This is a genomic window from Croceivirga sp. ABH4_376 (genome assembly GCF_056160685.1).
On sequence record NZ_JBSWXQ010000005.1, the window covers coordinates 197,693 to 216,340 of the forward strand.

At 36.9% G+C, this 18,648-nt stretch carries 18 protein-coding genes; 11 read left to right on the top strand and 7 right to left on the bottom strand.

Annotation, left to right across the window (positions count from 1 at the left end; all coding sequences use genetic code 11):
- Nucleotide 1 precedes the first annotated feature (1 nt).
- A complete protein-coding gene (locus tag ACXAGS_RS12630; protein WP_474907231.1) occupies nt 2–1,291 on the bottom strand; it encodes an NAD(P)/FAD-dependent oxidoreductase in 1,290 nt (429 codons plus the stop codon).
- Between the two features lie 99 nt (nt 1,292–1,390).
- On the opposite strand from ACXAGS_RS12630, the gene ACXAGS_RS12635 reads away from it, so the two are divergent.
- Genes ACXAGS_RS12635 through ACXAGS_RS12645 form a run of 3 tightly spaced genes read left to right on the top strand, consistent with a single transcriptional unit; the run spans nt 1,391 to nt 4,013 of the window.
- Nucleotides 1,391–2,818: an amidohydrolase gene (locus tag ACXAGS_RS12635; RefSeq protein ID WP_474907186.1), complete on the top strand. Its 1,428-nt coding sequence runs from the start codon at nt 1,391–1,393 to the stop codon at nt 2,816–2,818.
- 58 nt (nt 2,819–2,876) lie between these two features.
- Nucleotides 2,877–3,371, top strand: coding sequence for an RNA polymerase sigma factor (locus ACXAGS_RS12640; protein ID WP_474907188.1), 495 nt, complete (start codon nt 2,877–2,879; stop codon nt 3,369–3,371).
- Nucleotides 3,372–3,374: 3 nt separating this feature from the next.
- Nucleotides 3,375–4,013: a hypothetical protein gene (locus ACXAGS_RS12645; RefSeq protein WP_474907189.1), complete on the top strand. Its 639-nt coding sequence runs from the start codon at nt 3,375–3,377 to the stop codon at nt 4,011–4,013.
- Here the strand turns inward: ACXAGS_RS12645 and ACXAGS_RS12650 are convergent.
- Both ACXAGS_RS12650 and ACXAGS_RS12655 read right to left on the bottom strand, forming a co-directional pair.
- Nucleotides 4,010–4,825 carry a lysophospholipid acyltransferase family protein gene (locus ACXAGS_RS12650; protein ID WP_474907191.1) on the bottom strand — a complete coding sequence of 272 codons (816 nt, stop codon included), beginning with the start codon at nt 4,823–4,825 and terminating at the stop codon, nt 4,010–4,012. The two genes, ACXAGS_RS12645 and ACXAGS_RS12650, sit on opposite strands and share 4 nt — an antisense overlap.
- A 36-nt stretch (nt 4,826–4,861) precedes the next feature.
- Nucleotides 4,862–5,506, bottom strand: a complete 645-nt coding sequence (locus ACXAGS_RS12655; RefSeq protein WP_474907193.1) for an NUDIX hydrolase — start codon at nt 5,504–5,506, stop codon at nt 4,862–4,864.
- Here ACXAGS_RS12655 and ACXAGS_RS12660 point away from each other — a divergent pair.
- Complete coding sequence (locus ACXAGS_RS12660) at nt 5,505–6,233, top strand: peptidylprolyl isomerase (protein WP_474907195.1); 729 nt, start codon at nt 5,505–5,507, stop codon at nt 6,231–6,233. The genes ACXAGS_RS12655 and ACXAGS_RS12660 overlap by 2 nt on opposite strands.
- 2 nt (nt 6,234–6,235) lie before the next feature.
- Here the strand turns inward: ACXAGS_RS12660 and ACXAGS_RS12665 are convergent, their stop codons facing one another.
- Nucleotides 6,236–6,844: a trimeric intracellular cation channel family protein gene (locus ACXAGS_RS12665; protein ID WP_474907196.1), complete on the bottom strand. Its 609-nt coding sequence runs from the start codon at nt 6,842–6,844 to the stop codon at nt 6,236–6,238.
- Between the two features lie 3 nt (nt 6,845–6,847).
- Nucleotides 6,848–7,573, bottom strand: coding sequence for an RDD family protein (locus ACXAGS_RS12670; RefSeq protein ID WP_474907197.1), 726 nt, complete (start codon nt 7,571–7,573; stop codon nt 6,848–6,850).
- Nucleotides 7,574–7,608: 35 nt separating this feature from the next.
- On the opposite strand from ACXAGS_RS12670, the gene ACXAGS_RS12675 reads away from it, so the two are divergent.
- Genes ACXAGS_RS12675 through ACXAGS_RS12705 form a run of 7 tightly spaced genes read left to right on the top strand, consistent with a single transcriptional unit; the run spans nt 7,609 to nt 17,197 of the window.
- Nucleotides 7,609–8,592 (top strand): stage II sporulation protein M, encoded by a 984-nt coding sequence (locus ACXAGS_RS12675; protein WP_474907199.1) that lies wholly within the window; start codon nt 7,609–7,611, stop codon nt 8,590–8,592.
- Entirely contained in the window at nt 8,558–9,496 is a 939-nt protein-coding gene (locus tag ACXAGS_RS12680) for a hypothetical protein (RefSeq protein WP_474907200.1), read from the top strand. Before ACXAGS_RS12675 ends, ACXAGS_RS12680 begins: the two co-directional genes overlap by 35 nt.
- Nucleotides 9,489–10,211, top strand: a complete 723-nt coding sequence (locus ACXAGS_RS12685; RefSeq protein ID WP_474907201.1) for a DUF4129 domain-containing protein — start codon at nt 9,489–9,491, stop codon at nt 10,209–10,211. Before ACXAGS_RS12680 ends, ACXAGS_RS12685 begins: the two co-directional genes overlap by 8 nt.
- A gap of 1 nt (nt 10,212) precedes the next feature.
- On the top strand, nt 10,213–11,418 hold the full coding sequence (locus ACXAGS_RS12690; protein ID WP_474907203.1) for a DUF4350 domain-containing protein: 1,206 nt from the start codon (nt 10,213–10,215) through the stop codon (nt 11,416–11,418).
- Between the two features lie 3 nt (nt 11,419–11,421).
- Entirely contained in the window at nt 11,422–12,414 is a 993-nt protein-coding gene (locus ACXAGS_RS12695; RefSeq protein ID WP_474907204.1) for an AAA family ATPase, read from the top strand.
- 2 nt (nt 12,415–12,416) lie between these two features.
- Nucleotides 12,417–13,751 carry a DUF58 domain-containing protein gene (locus tag ACXAGS_RS12700; protein ID WP_474907206.1) on the top strand — a complete coding sequence of 445 codons (1,335 nt, stop codon included), beginning with the start codon at nt 12,417–12,419 and terminating at the stop codon, nt 13,749–13,751.
- 44 nt (nt 13,752–13,795) lie between these two features.
- Nucleotides 13,796–17,197: a HEAT repeat domain-containing protein gene (locus ACXAGS_RS12705; RefSeq protein ID WP_474907208.1), complete on the top strand. Its 3,402-nt coding sequence runs from the start codon at nt 13,796–13,798 to the stop codon at nt 17,195–17,197.
- Between the two features lie 13 nt (nt 17,198–17,210).
- On the opposite strand, the gene ACXAGS_RS12710 is transcribed toward ACXAGS_RS12705, so the two are convergent.
- Nucleotides 17,211–17,660, bottom strand: coding sequence for a hypothetical protein (locus tag ACXAGS_RS12710; RefSeq protein WP_474907209.1), 450 nt, complete (start codon nt 17,658–17,660; stop codon nt 17,211–17,213).
- Nucleotides 17,661–17,697: 37 nt separating this feature from the next.
- Nucleotides 17,698–18,648 carry an NAD(P)H-dependent flavin oxidoreductase gene (locus tag ACXAGS_RS12715; protein ID WP_474907210.1) on the bottom strand — a complete coding sequence of 317 codons (951 nt, stop codon included), beginning with the start codon at nt 18,646–18,648 and terminating at the stop codon, nt 17,698–17,700.

An 18,648-nucleotide genomic window follows, 5' to 3' on the forward strand; every position in this document is an offset into this window, starting at 1 on the left:
ACTATTCTTTTGTTTTAAAATGGTTTTTAAATGGACGTATAATCAAACGCGCTTCTCTATCAAATTTTATGTAATTATACACCCAATTAATAAATACTACTACCCTATTTCTAAAACCAATTAAAAAATAAAGGTGTACAAACATCCAAACAAACCAAGCAAACACTCCTTGAAACTTAAATTTAGGTAAATCTGCAACAGCCTTGTTCCTACCAATTGTAGCCATACTACCCTTATCCCTATAACTAAAAGGTTTTAATTTATTTCCTTTAGACTCCGCTACTAAATTATTGCCTAAATTTTCGCCTTGTTGCATGGCTGGTTGTGCCATCATAGGATGCCCATGCGGAAACGCTTCGGACTCCATTTGGGCCACATCTCCAATGGCATAGATGTGATCAAAACCTTTAACTTGGTGGTATTCATTTACCAACAAACGTTTAGAGCGGCTAACAAAAGCTTCACCGTCCAAGCCATTCAAGGAAACTGCTTTAACCCCTGCGGCCCAAACCAAGGTTTCTGTCCTAAATGATATATCGGTATTGGTGGTGGCCATTTTGCCATCATAACCACTAACCCTTAATTTTTTCCAAACGTTTACCCCAAGTTCTTCCAAAAAGGCTTCTGCTTTTTCAGAAGCTTTTTCACTCATAGCGGGCAACAAACGATCCCCACCTTGTACTATGTTTATTTGGGCTCTCCTGGTATCCAAATCTGGATAATCTTTTGGTAGAATTCCCTTTTTAATTTCAGCCAAAGCTCCTGCAAGCTCTACTCCCGTAGGGCCACCTCCTACTATTACAAAATTCATTAACGCTTCACGCTCGTGTAAATCGTCCGTTAATAAAGCTTGTTCAAAGTTCTCTAGTATAAGACTTCTTAAATTTAGGGATTGCGGTATGGTTTTCATGGCCATACTATTCTGTTCCAACTCGGTATTACCAAAGTAATTAGTTTCTGTACCAGTGGCCACTACAAGCTTATCAAACTTGAGCGAACCTATGTTGGTATCTACAAGATTTACGTCCGTATTCACCTTTAAAACCTCGGCCAACCTAAAGTAAAAATTAGGATAACCCTGCAAAACCTTTCGTATGGGATAGGCAATAGAATCAGGTTCTAAACCACCCGTAGAGACTTGGTATAACAAAGGTTGAAACGTATGGTAATTGTGGCGGTCTAATAACACTACCTGAAATTCTTGCTTACTCAGTTTTTTGGCAAGCGCAATACCTGCAAAACCACCGCCAATAATAACTACGCGGGGATTGCTAGACTGTGGAATATTCATTGAACTCATTGCCTCAAAGGTAAACAATAAGCCTATTAACCTACCATAGAATAGTAGATTTTAGCCTATATTTAAAGCTAGAACCAAAGAAATATCTTTATGAAAAACTACCACGTATTACTAATTGCATTTTTATGGATTCCTGTATCTATTATTGCACAAAAAGCAAAAAAAAGCACCTTAAATAATCTAGATGCTAAAAGTTCTGAATACAGCAAAATTGCCTTGCAAATTTGGGATTGGGCAGAAATGGGATATCAAGAAGAAAAAAGTGCTGCTTTACTACAAGAAACCTTAAAAAACGAAGGTTTTGAAATTACGGCTGGAATAGCTGAAATACCCACGGCCTTTATGGCAGAATATGGAACTGAAGGGCCTGTTATTGCTATTTTAGGAGAATATGATGCCCTGCCAGGATTATCCCAGCAAGCGGTTTCAGAAAAAGTACCGGCAGGTGGCAAGGCAGGTCATGCATGTGGCCATCACTTGTTTGGCACGGCCTCTACTGCGGCTGCTATTGCCGTAAAAAATTGGTTGCAAGAAACCAATACAAAAGGTAGGGTTAGGTTTTACGGTTGCCCTGCAGAAGAAGGTGGTAGCGGAAAAGTATATATGGTACGCTCTGGAATTTTTAACGATGTAGATGTAGCCCTACATTGGCATCCTGGGGCTCAAAATGCAGCTAGTGCAGGTGCAGCTTTAGCAAACAAATCTGCAAAGTTTAGATTTCATGGTGTTTCCGCCCACGCTGCTGGCGCTCCAGAAAGAGGCCGTTCTGCATTAGACGGTGTGGAAGCAATGAATATGATGGTTAATATGATGCGAGAACATATACCACAAGACGCTAGAATACACTATGTAATTACAGATGGTGGCAAAGCACCCAATGTAGTTCCAGATTATGCAGAGGTTTACTACTATGCCAGACATGGTAACAGAGATGTTGTAATAAATATTTTTGACCGTATGGTAAAAGCCGCTGAAGGTGCCGCAATGGGTACTGGGACCACCATGGAGTATGAAATGATAGGTGGCACACATGAATTATTACCCAATCTTACCTTACAAAAACTAGTTCATGACAACCTTTCTACTATTGGCGGTATAATGTACACAAATGAGGAAAGGGCATTTGCCAAAAAAATAGCTAAATCGCTAGGTAATGAACAACTAGCAGAGCAAACCGCAACAATAGTACAACCTTATAAAGAAGAAGCCCGCGCCTTTGGTTCTACAGATGTTGGAGATGTAAGTTTTGTTGTGCCAACTGTAGGTTTTAGTACCGCAACTTGGGTTCCGGGAACACCCGCGCATAGTTGGCAAGCCGTTGCCGCAGGTGGCACATCTATTGGTACAAAAAGTATGATGGTGGCAGCAAAAACGCTTACCGCAACAGCCATAGACCTATTTAGTAATACCGATATAATAGAAAAATCCAAAAAAGAATTTAAAGAAAAAAGAGGTAACAACTTTGTTTACAAACCTTTACTAGGAGATAGAGCACCCGCTCTAAATTATAGGGATTAATAGTTGTAACAATTTTAAAATTTAGACTACTAATTAAAAAAGTAGCCACCAACCAACTGTGAGTAAAAACCTGGAGCATCAATTTGTTACGGAATTGGAGAACAATCAAAATATTGTTCACAAAGTGTGTACGTTATATACGCACGACCGTGAATCCCATAACGATTTGTTCCAGGAAATTACCATACAGTTGTGGAAAGCTTATCCAAAATTTAGAGGAGACGCTAAGTTTAGTACGTGGATGTACCGTGTGGCATTGAACACGGCTATAACGCTTTATAGAAAGTCAAAGAAAAGAGTAAAGACGCAAGATTTTGATTCAGTTTTGTTCAAAATAAAGGCTCAGGAATATGACGATACCGAAGAACGACAATTGAAATTAATGTACAATGCCATTAAAGAATTGGGCGATATTGAAAAAGCCTTAGTCTTTCTTTACCTAGAAGATAAAAATTACGCCGAAATAGCTGAAACCCTTGGTATTAGTGAGGTAAATGCAAGAGTGAAAATGAATAGGGTTAAAAACAAATTAAGGACCATTTTAAATCCTTAAACTATGATGGACGAGTTAGAATTATTGAAAAAAGATTGGCAAAAGAAAACAGCTTCTTTGCCTAAGCTTAGCTATGACGAAATCTATAAAATGATTTTGAAGAAGTCGAGCTCCATTGTAAAGTGGATTTTCTATATAAGTATTGCTGAATTTCTTTTTTGGATTCTTATTGGCCAGATACCTGTTGCGGAATCTTCCACTTCAGAATTAAAAAACACCAATACACTTTATACCGTTTTAGAAGTGTTATCCTACTGCATAATGCTATTTTTTATCGTTAAGTTTTATTTGAACTACAAGAAAATTAACACCACGGATTCTGCCCGGGCGTTGATGAAGAATATTTTAAAAACGCGTAGAACCGTTGTTACCTATGTATGGGTAAGCCTTTCTGTCTTTGCTATTTCTTTGGTAATAGTTACTGCAGAATTAATTTTCTATGAACCAGAATTTACCGCTTTAAACGAAAAATTGGCCGCAGCTGATAATACCTTTATGGTTTACGCCTTAATTGGCATAATAGTAATTGGTTGCATACTAGTAACCGGAGTATTACTTTGGCTATTTTACCGTCTTATCTATGGCATTCTATTAAAACGGTTACAAGAAAATTATAAAGAATTAAAAAAGCTAGAGGTTTAAGAATCTCCCTTGTAACTATATCTTCTTTTTTGATGGTCCTCTTCATAGGCTGCTAATTCCTCTTGTGGTATTACACGCAAAAAGGAAGGGTGCTGTTCAATAGCATATTCTAGCTTTTCTATGATTTGGTCAATACTTTCGTTCTCGTAATCTATGTTAAGGGGCTCCTTAATAATCATAGATTGGAGTATTCCTTTTTTCTTGATGTATAATCCTTTCTTATCAAAAGAACGTCTAAAGCCGTCTATTACAACAGGCACCACTACGGGTTTATATCTTTTAATTATGTGGGCCGTTCCCTTTCGCAAGGGCTTCCAAGGTTTTGTGGTTCCTTGGGGAAACGTTACCACCCAACCATCATTTAATGCCACACCAATATTACTAATATCGCTAAGTTTTACTTGGCGTTTAACGTCTTGACCATCTGCGCGCCATGTGCGCTCAATACTAACAGAACCTGCATAAGCCAAAATCTTGGACAGAAGGTTCTTTTTCATGGTCTCCTTGGCCGCAACATAATAGAAGTTCAATTTTGGATTCCATAAATAGGCTACGTTCTTAATGTTATCTTCCCTACCACTTAAGGCAGCATTAAAGACATGAAACATAGCTACCACATCTGCAAAATAAGTTTGGTGGTTACTTACAAAAAGAACATTTCTCTCCGGTAGGTTTCTTATAACTTCAGAACCTTCGATTTTTAACTTATTAAATCCTTTATATCTAGAATGTGTTACCATTCCTAAAATACGGATTAGCCATTTTTTTAGGAAAAGATTGTGTCCAAAGGGGGTAGACTTAAATATATCCATACGTTAAATCAGAATCGCTAAAATACAAAATAGGCGCTAAAGCACTTGTTTTATTAAGGTTTTGATTTCATTTAGCATCATTGCCGTTGCACCCCAAACGGTATAACCATTTAATTTAAAGGCGGGTACCGAAATATCGGAACCATAAGAGGTATTCATTTTTTCTTCAATTAAACTAGCTGCACTTAAAAAGTTGGTTAAAGAAACCTCTACCAAACGTTCTACCTCAACCGGGTCTTTAACAAATGGTTTAGGATTGGCATACAAGCCCAAGTAGGGCTGCACCAAAAAATTACTTGGAGGAATGTATAAATCCGTCAATTCTCTAACCAATTCAACCTCAGCAGGGGTTACACCCACTTCCTCTTGGGTTTCTCTTAAAGCTGTTGCTAGTAAATTAGCATCTGTTTTTTCTTCCTTGCCACCAGGAAAACCAACTTGATTGGAATGTACCCCTTTATACGTTTTTCTTAAAATTAGCAATAAATGTGTGCTATTTGCTGCTCCTTTAGGATAAAACAAAGCTAAAACAGCTGCTTTTCTGGCTTTTTTTAAATGGTCTACATGCTGTTCCCTAACCACCCTACGCATTTCTGGCTCCATTTTAAAGTGCGCCTCTGGCCCCGGCAAATTCAGATTTTTTATTTTTACGACCTGTTTCTTAAAATCGGTAAAATTCATGCGTGTTTTAAAATTCTCCTTTTTAGCAAGTTTACTATTATTTTTTATGGCTCAATGCGGTAATCCTCCTAAAAAAAAGCAAAAAAACACAGTTAAAGAAGTTGTAAATCAAGATTCAATAAAAGCAAAACAACGGGCAGATAGTATTGCCGTAGCAGAAAAACAAAAAGATACCTTTGAACTAAATGAGGAAAATGCGATAAAATTTTTCTTTGACTACGCTAAAAACTTGAAACAAGATAAAGTAAGGCTAACTACTACCAAAGGAAGTTTTACCCTTCAGTTGTACGATAATGTTCCCTACCACAAAGCTAATTTTATCTACTTAACACGTAAAAAGTATTTTGATAGCACTCAATTTCACCGTGTAGTACCCAATTTTATTATTCAAGGCGGAAACTCTGATGATATGAGAACGGCTAAAAAACGTGGTAAAATAGGACGTTATCTTCTGCCTCCAGATACGCGAAAAGGACACAAACACCATAGAGGAACCATTTCTATGCCTAGTAGTGAGCGAGACAACCCACATAAACTTGCTTCTCCTTTTGAGTTTTTTATAGTGACCACAAACCCTGGTTCTTATCATTTAGATGGAGATTACACACCATTTGGCAGGGTTATAGAAGGTATGGACGTAGTAGACAAAATAAACCAAACCCCAATAGATACTGGAGAATGGCCTAAGCAAAATATTTATATTTTGAAAGCTGAAGTACTAGATTAAGCTTAGTTATTTTTGTAGATGCTCGGCAATGAAATTTTATACCGTACGGCTAAAATCCTAATTAATAAAACCACGAGAATTCCACCCACGGTAGCATAATTTTTAGTAAAAGGTATGTAATTAAGACCAAAATAGGCCACACCACCCAGTATGCAGGCCGTAGCATAAATTTCTTTTCTAAAAATCACAGGAATCTCATTACAAAGAATGTCCCGGATAACCCCACCAAAACTGGCAGTAATTATTCCTAGAACAATACAAATAGCAGGAATAAGGCCAGCCTCCAATCCCTTTTCTATACCTACAATGGTATAAAGGCCAATACCTATGGTATCAAACAAAAAAAGAGATTTACGCAGGTACTTTAACTTATTAAAAAACAATACACCAAAAAATACGGAGGCAATTATTATAATCATATAATTGGCGTCTCGCATCCAAACCACAGGTGTATTTCCTATGAGCAAATCTCTTAAGGTACCCCCACCAATAGCGGTGACAAAACCAATAATAAGTACCCCAAAGGGGTCTAATTTTTTGTCCATGGCCACCAAAACACCAGAGATTGCAAAGGCTATGGTACCCAAAACATCTATAAGCTGTAAAAACAAGTTTTATATTTTTTGCGTGTAGTAATTGTAATCTTTTAGTACGGTGTCTATATACTGTAGGTCATACAGATTAGATTTGGTGTCCAAAATACTGTCTACCTTAACCCGTAATGCGGTTAACGTTTTGTAATCGTTACTTTTCTTGGCAATCAAGAACGTTTCTTTAATTAGTCTAATATCTTTATCGGACAGTAGGGTAACGTTAGTAAAAGTTGGTTCATAATCATCCGTTACATCCTCTAAAATGGTATGGGAAACCTTGGTTTTATTTTTAGTGCTAATTACCACCGTACCCGCCGCGGCATCTCCTAATCGTTGCCTTCTTTCCGTAAACAAAATGGATAAGATACCTATAGAACCTAAAAAAAGCCAAATGTCTACTAAACGCAGCATCCACCTAACCAAATAATTACTCCAATGTACAGGTGTACCATCAAAACGAACCACGCGCATCTTTAACAACATCTTACCAACGGTTCTTCCGTTAAATAGGCTATGCATAAACAAACTATAACCCATTGCTGGTAAAAAAATTAAAGCAACCAGTCCCCTTTGGGTCCAACCATCTTTGTAAATATAACCAATCATATCTCCAATAAAATTCACAAGAATGGCATAGAGATATAGGATAAAGCCATCTATTAAAAATGCAACAATGCGCTCCCCTAAACTTACTATTTTATAATTTAGGTTTACATTTTGCGTTGTATTGATTTGGAGGTTGCCCATTAAACTTTAAATTTAACTCTTAGTAAAACTTTTTTATGCGCGAAGCTGCCTTTGTAAAGCAAAATAAGGAAAAATGGATAGCTTTTGAAAAGGCCATTAACCTAAAATCCAACACTGATCCAGATGAACTGGCAGAAGGGTACATACAGCTTACCAATGACTTGGCGTACGCGCAAACTTATTACGAAGAAAGTAAAACTTTATTGTATTTGAATGCTCTGGCCTCCCAGGCCCATCAAAAAATATACAAAAACAAGAAAGAGAGCCGTAACAGGATTGTAGATTTTTGGGCTTTTGAATTTCCCTTGTTCTTTAAACAATACCATAAAACCCTTGGGGTAGCTTTTCTCATATTTATGGCGGCAACCGCCATAGGTGTAATAAGCGCCTTAAATGATGCTAGTTTTTTACGGTTGATTCTTGGGGATGCCTACGTAAACGAAACCCTGAACAATATTGCCAAAGGAGACCCTGCCGCTATATATAAAGGCGGTAGTGAAATTGGTACTTTTTTGGGTATTACCATAAATAATATAAGGGTAGGTTTTTTGGCTTTTGCCTTTGGCGTTATTACAAGCATAGGTACGGCCTATATTCTGTTCAGCAATGGGGTAATGCTAGGAGCATTTATCACTTTCTTTTATACCAAAGGAGTATTTTTTGAGGCCAACAAGCAAATTTGGCTTCACGGAACAATAGAAATATCTGTTATAATCATCGCGGGCTGTGCAGGTCTTATCATGGGAAATAGTATTTTGTTTCCCAAAACGTTTTCTAGAAGAGTCTCTTTTATGAAAGGCGCTAAAGATGGTTTAAAAGTGGTAATAAGTACCATACCCTTTTTTATTGTAGCAGGCTTTATTGAAGGTTTTATAACTAGATACACGAATATGCCAACTTGGTTGGCAGCTTTGATAATAGGAGTATCCTTAATTTTAATTGTTTTCTATTATCTGCTTTATCCTATATTTTTAAATAGATTAGATGACGAAAAATTACGTTCCCTTAAGGGTGAATAGGGACTTTGGTGACATTATCAATACCTATTTTGATTTTTTTAAGCGAAATATTAAAAAGTTTACCAATGTTTTTATTAGCTACAATGGTATTTTTTTAATAGGTCTTTTGGTTGCCAGTTACTTAATGGTTTCCGGTATTCTTGGTTTAATTGAAATTGAAAACAATTTTGGCATAGAGACCGCTAATGAAGAAGATTTCTACATACCCATGGCCATTGGCGGTGGTCTGTTCTTTCTCATTTTTGTAATGGTTGGTGCTTTAAACTATGGCTTATCTACCAGCTATATGGTTTTGTATGATAACGACCCCAACGAATCTTTTCAAAAAAAGGACGTTTGGGCCTACACCAAGTCGCATATGGGAAGTATAATTCTATTTATCTTATTGTTATTCGTTATCCATATAGGCTTTCTAATCGTCTCAATTTTCTTTTTAATTATTCCTATTCTAGGGAGTTTGGCACAATATGTACTTCAATTTTTTATCTCTGCTTGGGTAGGAGTTTCTTTTTTTGAAATGTTACAGAACAAGAAGCCGGTAGGTGCAGCCTTGAGCGAAGGTTGGAATTTGGTAAAAAATAACTTTTGGCGTTCTGTGGGCGTAAATTTTGTAATGGGTCTTTTACTATTTATTTTATTGATGTTAATGATGTCCGTTCCTGGAGTACTTTTTGGCATCTATACCTTTCATGTAGTAGAGAATAGCGTTTCTTTAACCAGTAACGTGGTGGCTACGGTAATTTATACCATTTGCCTTACTTTAGCCTTAATCGTTCTAATATATGGGCAATGTCTAACACAATTTGTTAACGGAATTTTGTATTACACCCTACATGAAAAAACCTATAATATTAATACACGTAAACGTATAGCGCAAATTGGGGAGGATTTGAACAATGCCTAAAATTGTATCGCTTTTATTAGGTTTTTTACTTAGCAGTTATCTATGTTGGGGCCAGACCAATGATAGTATCGTTAAATATGATACGAACACCAATCTTGAGCAGCGTGCCTTTGAAAAAGACCTTCAAGAAAAATATGCGGGTGATGAATTTGATTACTCCATCACTACTGGAGAATCTCAAAACCTGCTTACCCGCTTTTTAGCTTTTTTCTTTAATTGGTTAGCAGATACTTTTGGCTTTACCATATCACCTGAAGCATTTAAAGTTTTAGAAATCATTATCTATATCTTATTGGGCGGATTGGTACTATACTTAATCATAAAATTTGCTGTGAATGAAAAAGTTAGCACCCTATTAACCAAACGGGCAAAACCACTTACCGATCTTGGTATTGCAGAGCAACATATAGAAACCATAGATTTTGATGCATTATTGGCAGATGCCATAAAAGATAAGGATTATAGGCTGGCCGTTAGGTATCAATTTTTGCTGTTGTTAAAACATCTTTCTAACAAAGACGTAATAGACTGGCATTTTGAAAAAACAAATGCTGATTATACCAAGGAAATTAAGGAACCAAGACTTAAAAATAGCTTTACAGAATTGGCTTATTTATATGACTATGTTTGGTACGGAGAACAAGCTATATCAGAACCGGCCTACCAAACCGCAGCAACTAGATTTAATACCGTAAAAGACCAAACACCAAGTTAGCATGGATAAACGCTCTAAAATTATTCTAGGTATTTTCTGTGCGGTATTATTGGCTATAATTGTTACCGAAATAACAAAACCAAGACCACTAAATTGGAGACCTTCTTATACCCAATATGATAAAATTCCGTTTGGGTGCCATGTGCTTTTTCAGGAACTAGAAAGTTTGTTTCCAAAAACAGATATAACTAGTGTAGATCAAAATGTTTATGAGTTTTTGGTAAACAGGGATAGCACACAAAAAAGCAATTATTTACTCATTAATGATCATATTAGTTTAGACCGTCAAGAAACAAATCAATTACTTAAATATGTATCTAGTGGTAATAGCGTGCTTATTTCCTCTACATCTCTAAGTTATTTTTTGATGGATACATTAAATATAAAGCTTAGCACGGATTACACCATTAAAGAAGATACTTTAAAGGCTTCTTTTACCAATACAAAGTTTAGTAAGAAGTATGTTTATGACCGGGGCTTATACAATACCCATTTTAGCAGTATAGACACCTTAAATGCAACTGTTTTAGGGCATATAAGTTTCCAAAGCAACAACGGAATTTTAGATGGCCCAACACTAACCGAAAAACACCCAAATTTTATCAAATCTAAATTTGGCGAAGGCCAATTTTACATAAACACCATACCACAAGCTTTTAGTAATTATTATCTCTTAAACGGCAATGAAGAATATGCCGCTAATGCCTTATCCTATTTAAATGATGAACCATTGTTTTGGGATAGTTATAAGAAAGCTGGTAAGGTAATTATAGATTCACCCATGCGTTTTGTGCTTAACCAAACCGCGTTGAAATGGGCCTATTATTTAACAATTGCAGGGCTTTTATTATTCGTTATTTTCAAGGCAAAAAGGGAACAACGCATCATTCCCGTAATTACCGCCAAAGAGAATACCTCTGTAGCTTTTGCTAGAACGGTAGGATCTCTTTACTATCAAAACAAAGATTATTCGGATTTAATTGCTAAAAAAATAAAGTTCTTTTTGGCGTACCTAAGAAGAAACTATTACATAGATACTACAAGATTAGATGAGGGTACAATTAAAAAATTGGCCGCCAAATCTGGAAAAACAATACAAGAAACCAAGGCTTTAGTGGAGCTAATACAACGTTTAAAAGGTAAAAAAATAAACGGCCCCGAGCCCTTATTAGAACTAAACAAAAAGATAACCGCATTTAAGAAATAATATATGGATAACACCAACGAAAACCCATTAGAATTTAATTCAAGGATAGACCTTACTAAACTACAGACGGCAGTAACTAAAATAAAAGAGGAATTAGGTAAGGTAATTATTGGTCAAGAAGAATTTATAGAATTATTAATTGTTTCCATTTTAGCAGATGGGCATTCCCTAATAGAGGGGGTTCCTGGTGTTGCCAAAACCATAACTGCCAAACTTTTGGCAAAAACAATGGATGTAGATTTTAATAGAATACAGTTTACACCAGATTTAATGCCTAGTGATATTTTAGGAACATCTATTTTTAATGTTAAAACTTCTGATTTTGAATTTAAGAAAGGTCCATTATTCTCCAACATTGTCCTTATTGACGAAATAAATAGAGCACCGGCCAAAACGCAAGCTGCCTTGTTTGAAGCTATGGCCGAACGCCAAATTACCATAGATGGTGCGGAATATAATATGGCGCCACCCTTTTTAGTGTTTGCAACCCAAAATCCGGTAGAACAAGAAGGAACCTACAGATTGCCAGAGGCACAATTAGACCGTTTTCTATTTAAAATAAATGTTGCCTATCCAAGTTTAGAAGAAGAAGTGGCGATTTTAGAGCGGAAACACCAACAAAAAGTACGCAATGAAGAAAATTTGGTCAGTGCTATTTTAACAGCCAAGGAAATAAAAGAATATCAAGAGACCATTAAAGATGTTATTGTAGAAGACAACCTTTTACGGTACATAGCGGCCATTGTAAATGCAACACGTACCAATGCCAATCTGTACTTAGGGGCTTCACCTAGGGCATCTATTGCCATTTTAGAAGCTGCCAAAGCCATGGCGGCTATGAACGGTAGGGACTTTATAACTCCAGAAGACATCAAAAAAATTGCCAACCCTATTCTGGCGCACCGTATTATATTAACACCAGAACGGGAAATGGAGGGGTTAACCCCAGAGAAAATGGTAAATCAACTTATAGAATCCATAGAAATACCTAGATAAAATTGAAACGTATTTTTAAAAATACTTACCTCAACAAACGCTTTTTTTGGTGTTTAACCTGCTTAATTTTAGGCTTTCTGGTTGCCTTTGTATACCCGCAAGTATTATTTGTAATGCAAATACTATTTGTAATTTTTATGTTGTTATTGGCAACAGATTTATTCTTGCTATTTGCAACAAAAGGTAAAATTGAAGGTAAAAGATTGGTTCCAGATAAATTGTCTAACGGCGATGAAAACCCCATTGCCATTAGCTTAACCAACAGTTATTTATTTAAAACGCATGTTAAGCTCATAGACGAAATTCCTTTTCAATTTCAAAAGCGGGATTTTGAACTTTGGAGTGTATTGAATCCTGGCCAAGAAAAACAATATCAATACCAATTAAGACCAACCCAAAGAGGCAGTTATTCTTTTGGTAGCATAAACGTTTTTGGGTCTTCGCCTATTGGTTTCATAGGCAAAAGATTTCAATTCAATACGGATCAAGAAGTACCGGTGTACCCCTCGTTCTTACAATTGCGCAAGTATGATTTATTGGCCTTTTCCAATCGTTTGTCTGAATACGGTTTGAAAAAAATTAGACGTATTGGCCACACCATGGAGTTTGAACAAATTAAGGATTATGTTAGAGGAGATGATATTAGGAACATAAATTGGAAGGCTACCGCCAAACGCAACCAATTAATGGTAAACCAATATCAAGACGAAAAATCGCAACCTATATATTCCGTTATTGATAAAGGTAGGGTAATGCAAATGCCTTTTAACGGGTTATCCTTATTAGACTATGCTATAAACGCAACTTTAGTTATAAGCAACATTGCCATAAAAAAACAAGATAAGGCAGGTATGTTCTCCTTTAGCAAAAAGGTAGAAAACCGAGTGGTTGCGGATCGCAGAAGCGCTCAGATGAACCTAATTTTAGAAACACTTTATAATTTGGATACGGACTTTGCAGAAAGTGATTACAGTAGACTATACATTGATATTAAACGAAACCTAAATCAACGAAGCCTACTTTTATTGTATTCAAATTTTGAAACCCTAGATGCATTACATAGACAACTACCCTACTTACAGGCAATTGCAAAAAATCATCTATTGGTGGTTATCTTTTTTCAGAACACAGAACTACAAGAATTTGTTACAAATAAGGCTAAAAACGTACACCAAATATTTGAGCAGACTATTGCAGAGAAGTTTATATACGAAAAAAGACTCATTGTCAATGAGTTAAGAAAAAATGGAATACAAACGATATTGACCAAACCAGAGGATCTTACCATTAATACAATCAATAAATATTTAGAAATTAAAGCAAGGGGATTAATCTAAAATGTACTAATTTTCAAGTTCATTTTTACTTAATACCAAACCAAATGCTTTTTAATAAATTTTTAAGTGCTATTTCAACACTTTCTTTGATAGCGCTGCTTTCTTGTGAACAACAACCAAATTTACCCAAACAAAATCCCCTAACACTTAATCAAAATGCTACCACCGCCAAGCAACTGGCATTAGAGGTAAAAAACAACAATACTATAAAGCTTGTAGAAGGGCTTAAACTAGACCTATGGGCTACAGATTCGTTAGCACCAGACCCTATCGCGTTAGATGTAGATGATTTTGGTTCGGTTTATATAACACGTACCCTGCGTCAAAAACACTCAGAGTTTGATATTCGTGGGTATAGAGATTGGGTAACCCCTACAAGTTCTTTTAAAACACCAGAAGACAGAAGAAACTTTTTACATACCTTTTTTGCTCCAGAGAATAGTGAACAAAACCAATGGTTACAAGATTTGAACAACGATGGCAGTAGCGATTGGAAAGACCTAGCGATTGAAAAAGAAGAGGTTTGGAAACTAAGCGATACCAATAAGGATGGTCTGGCAGATGTTGCCCAAAGAATTGTTCATGACTTTAACACTGAAATTACAGATGTTGCCAATGCGCTATTGGTAGAAAGAGATAAAATGTATGTTGGTGTTGCCCCAGAAATGTGGGAGCTAAAAGATATAAACCAAGATGGCTATTTTGAAACCAAAAAGGCCTTGGCAACTGGTTTTGGCGTTCATATTGGATTTAGTGGCCATGGCATGTCTGGGGCCATTAAAGGTCCAGATGGTAAATTATACTGGGGAATTGGAGATATTGGTGGCCATATAAAGGCTAAAGATGGTTCTGAATTCGCCTTTCCAAACGAGGGTGTAATTGTACGCTGTAATCCAGATGGAAGCAATTTTGAAGTTTTTGCACACGGCCTAAGAAATACCCACGAATTTGTTTTTGATGATTACGGTAATATTATTTCTTCTGATAATGATGGGGACCATAGAGGCGAAAGCGAACGTCTTGTACATATTGTAGAAGGTTCAGATGCGGGTTGGCGCTCTAATTGGCAATATGGAAAATATACAGACCCCAAAAACAACGATTATAAAGTTTGGATGGAAGAAGAACTTTACAAACCCCACTGGGAAGGCCAAGCGGCCTACATAGTTCCGCCAATCATGAATTACCATAACGGCCCAACAGGCATGGTGCACAACCCAGGTACGGCATTGGGTAGTGAATGGAAAAACAAGTTTTTTCTTGTAGAATTTGTAGGAGACCCATCCCTATCTCATTTATGGGCTTTTGATTTAAAACCGAAAGGCGCGTCTTTTGAGCTTAAAAGTGAGGTTGATGTTTTAAGTGGCATTTTACCTACCGGTATTAAATTTGGACCAGACGGGGCTTTGTACTTGGCAGATTGGCTCAACGGTTGGGGCACCAAAGATTCTGGAAGAATATGGAAACTAGATGTTTCTGAAGATAAAGATGACCTTGCCCAACAACGTGAGGAAACCTTAAAATTAATGCAGGCCAATTACGAAGACTTTTCTAATGACGAGTTATTGGCATTATTTCAAAATACAGATAGGAGAATTCGGTTAAAGGCTCAATATCAACTAGCAAAAAGTACCTTTTGGGGCTATTACAAGTTAAAGTCTTACGTTAAGGAAGAACAAAATCAACTTGCCAGAATTCACGGGATTTGGACCCTGGGAATGATGGCTGAAAAAGATACCGATAAGGTTGCGGTATTGACCGAATTGTTGGAAGATAATGACCCAGAAATTGTTGCTCAAAGTCTAAAAGTATTAGGAGACGCCAATTATGTTAAGGCAAGTGAGAAAGCAATTAACTTGTTACAACATAAAAACGATAGGGTAAAATTTTATGCTGCCCAGGCATTAGGGCGTTTTAAAGCTGAAACAGCAATTGAGCCCCTGCTAAATTTTATCAAAAATAATAACGATGAAGATTTATACTTAAGGCATGCAGCTGTTTTGGCCTTAGCAAGGATAGGAAATCCTGAGCCTTTAATCGCTCTTTCAGCAAGCAATGATAGTAGCCTAAGAATGGCGGCGGTACTAGTACTAAGAAAATTAAAAGACCCTAAAATTGCGCTTTTCTTAAAAGATACTAACGAAGCTATTGCCACTGAAGCAGCAAGAGCTATAAATGACGATACGTCTATACCAGAGGCATTACCTGCTTTAGCTGAAGTATTAAATAACTTTAAGTTTACCAATGAAGCTTTACTAAGACGAGCTATTAACGCCGCCATAAGAGTAGAAAAACCAGAACATATAGACTATCTAATTAAATTTGCCAAGAACGATAGTTTACCAGAAAACTTAAGAGGTGAAGCCTTAGCCGCCTTGGGCACATGGGCGTCTCTTTCGGTTTATGATCGTGTAGATGGCCGTTATAGAGGCGAGGTAAAAAGAGATTCCGCCTTGGTACAAAAAAAGGTGAATAAGGAATTAGATAATCTATTCCAGACCAAGAGCGAAGCACTTTTAAATGGTGCCATACAGTTGGTAGCCAACTTGGGCTTAAAAGAAAAAGAAGCAGAATTAGTTGCATTAGCAAAATCCAACAGTTCTGAATCTATAAGAACTACCGCTCTTAATGCTTTAGGTATTCTAGAGTATGAACAATTGCACCAAGTATTAGCACAAGGCATGAAAGACCCTAGTGGCCAAGTACGAAGCGCTGCTTTGGGTATGTTAGATAAAATTGAGCTATCAAAAGAAGCATTGGAACAAGTGGTTAAACCGGTGTTTGAGAACGCAAGTGTTTGGGAACAGCAAAAAACTTTAGAGGTTTTGGCCGCAATGCCAATTGAAAAAAGTAAATCGATCTTAAGTAATTTAATTGCAAAAGCGGATAAAAATAGATTACCTAATGAATTGATATTGGATTTAATAGAGTCAGTTAAAAACTCAGAAAACCAAGATTTAATTAGTCAACTAGCCGTTTTAGACGATAATGGTTTTGGAGATGATTCCTATGAACAAACACTTAGTGGTGGTAGTAATTGGCCTGGTAGACAAGTATTTTTACACAACACAACGGCTCAATGTGTGCGCTGCCATTCCTATCAAGGAACCGGAGGTAAAGTAGGCCCTGCATTAGATAATATAGGTGCCGTTCTTTCTAAAAAAGAACTGTTAGATGCCTTAATTAACCCAACAAAAAGAATTGCGCCTGGTTATGGTAGCGTAACAGTAACGCTAACAGATGGCCAAGAAATAACAGGTGTTTTAGAAGCAGAAACAGACGAAGAACTAATTCTTAGAACTGGAGATGCGGAACCTATGGAAATAATACATAGTAGAATTAAAACACGTAAAAACATGCCCTCTGGAATGCCACCAATGGGCAGAATGATAACTAAAAGAGAATTAAGAGACTTAATTGAATTCTTAAGTAACCTTAAAGAATAAATAGAAATTAAATTTACCGAATAAGATTTGGGCTTGCTAGCTGTGTTAAAGTTGGCAAGCCTTTTTTTAACGATAAATTATTAGGTAATTGATAGTATTGCGCATTTAATTTTTGCTTGGCTGCAAAACGCTTTTTTTGTCGTTCGTGATTGGTAAACAGGTCTATTGTAACACCAACCGTAAGTCCGCCCAATACCGTAGCCAGTAAATCTTCATTGTCCCAACCGCTACCTCCTTTACCTGAGTCTATGGCTTCTTTGCCTAAACCAATAAGCGCACTACCGCCAACCGCACCAGCAAAAGTCCAGAACCTGTTGCCTTTAGAAATCTGTTTAGCAATACCCGCCCCGGCTAAACCATAAAGATTTCCACCAAGAAAATGTAACGCCTTATCTTTTTCTAATTGGGACTGACCTAAAAAACAGAAAAGTAATACGGGTAATACGGTTAGCTTTTTTAACATGTACGCAAAGATATAAAAGCTAATGTTTTAAGGTGAGCTAAGAAAAATCTAGTTTGCTAATGTTGGTTTTAGCTAGGTTAAATTCGCTCAATAACCGTTTCATTAAATCTGAAACTGGTATAATGTCATCAATAAGCCCGGCCACCTGCCCTATTTCTAATTCACCCTCATCTAAATCTCCTAGAAACATTCCTTTTTTGGCACGTGCCCTTCCTAATAATTGGACCAGCTCTTCTTTAGTGGCACCATCTGCATAAGCCTGTTGTATAGCATCAAAAAACTTATTCTTTAAGAGTCTTACAGGTGCCAATTCTTTTAAAGTTAATTGGGTACTCCCCTCTTGCGCGGCAACTATTTGCTCTTTAAACGCCAAATGAGAAGAAGCTTCTTCTGTAGCCACAAAGCGGCTACCAATTTGTACTCCTGCTGCCCCCAAACTCATGGCCGCCAAAATTTGGCTCCCTGTGGCAATACCACCGGCGGCTATTACAGGAATATTTAATTTATTTACAACATTTGGTATTAACACCATGGTTGTGGTTTCATCTCTTCCGTTATGGCCGCCAGCCTCAAAACCCTCTGCAACCACAGCATCTACTCCTGCTTCCTGTGCCTTAAGTGCAAATTTTAAACTGCTCACTACGTGCACTACCGTAATCCCATGACTTTTTAAAAAGGAGGTATATGTTTTTGGATTACCTGCAGAAGTAAATACAATTTTTACTTTTTCTGCTACAATAATATCCAATATTTGCTGTAAATCAGGGTAAAGCATGGGCACATTAACCCCAAATGGTTTGGTGGTTTCCTGTTTACATTTTTGAATATGCGTTCTAAGTACATCAGGATACATACTTCCGGCACCTAAAAGCCCCAAACCACCGGCATTGGAAACGGCCGATGCTAACTTGTGGCCACTTGCCCAAATCATCCCGCCTTGGATTATTGGATATTTAATTTTGAATAATTGGGTAATAGGATTGGTCAT

Coding starts and splice junctions, on each gene's coding strand:
- ACXAGS_RS12660 (WP_474907195.1), top strand. CDS start 5,505: ATGCGTGTTTTAAAATTCTCCTTTTTAGCAAGTTTACTATTATTTTTT.
- ACXAGS_RS12690 (WP_474907203.1), top strand. CDS start 10,213: ATGGATAAACGCTCTAAAATTATTCTAGGTATTTTCTGTGCGGTATTA.
- ACXAGS_RS12695 (WP_474907204.1), top strand. CDS start 11,422: ATGGATAACACCAACGAAAACCCATTAGAATTTAATTCAAGGATAGAC.
- ACXAGS_RS12680 (WP_474907200.1), top strand. CDS start 8,558: ATGACGAAAAATTACGTTCCCTTAAGGGTGAATAGGGACTTTGGTGAC.
- ACXAGS_RS12630 (WP_474907231.1), bottom strand. CDS start 1,291: ATGAATATTCCACAGTCTAGCAATCCCCGCGTAGTTATTATTGGCGGT.
- ACXAGS_RS12685 (WP_474907201.1), top strand. CDS start 9,489: ATGCCTAAAATTGTATCGCTTTTATTAGGTTTTTTACTTAGCAGTTAT.
- ACXAGS_RS12715 (WP_474907210.1), bottom strand. CDS start 18,648: ATGACCAATCCTATTACCCAATTATTCAAAATTAAATATCCAATAATC.
- ACXAGS_RS12655 (WP_474907193.1), bottom strand. CDS start 5,506: ATGAATTTTACCGATTTTAAGAAACAGGTCGTAAAAATAAAAAATCTG.
- ACXAGS_RS12710 (WP_474907209.1), bottom strand. CDS start 17,660: ATGTTAAAAAAGCTAACCGTATTACCCGTATTACTTTTCTGTTTTTTA.
- ACXAGS_RS12705 (WP_474907208.1), top strand. CDS start 13,796: ATGCTTTTTAATAAATTTTTAAGTGCTATTTCAACACTTTCTTTGATA.
- ACXAGS_RS12675 (WP_474907199.1), top strand. CDS start 7,609: ATGCGCGAAGCTGCCTTTGTAAAGCAAAATAAGGAAAAATGGATAGCT.
- ACXAGS_RS12650 (WP_474907191.1), bottom strand. CDS start 4,825: ATGGATATATTTAAGTCTACCCCCTTTGGACACAATCTTTTCCTAAAA.
- ACXAGS_RS12645 (WP_474907189.1), top strand. CDS start 3,375: ATGATGGACGAGTTAGAATTATTGAAAAAAGATTGGCAAAAGAAAACA.
- ACXAGS_RS12670 (WP_474907197.1), bottom strand. CDS start 7,573: ATGGGCAACCTCCAAATCAATACAACGCAAAATGTAAACCTAAATTAT.
- ACXAGS_RS12635 (WP_474907186.1), top strand. CDS start 1,391: ATGAAAAACTACCACGTATTACTAATTGCATTTTTATGGATTCCTGTA.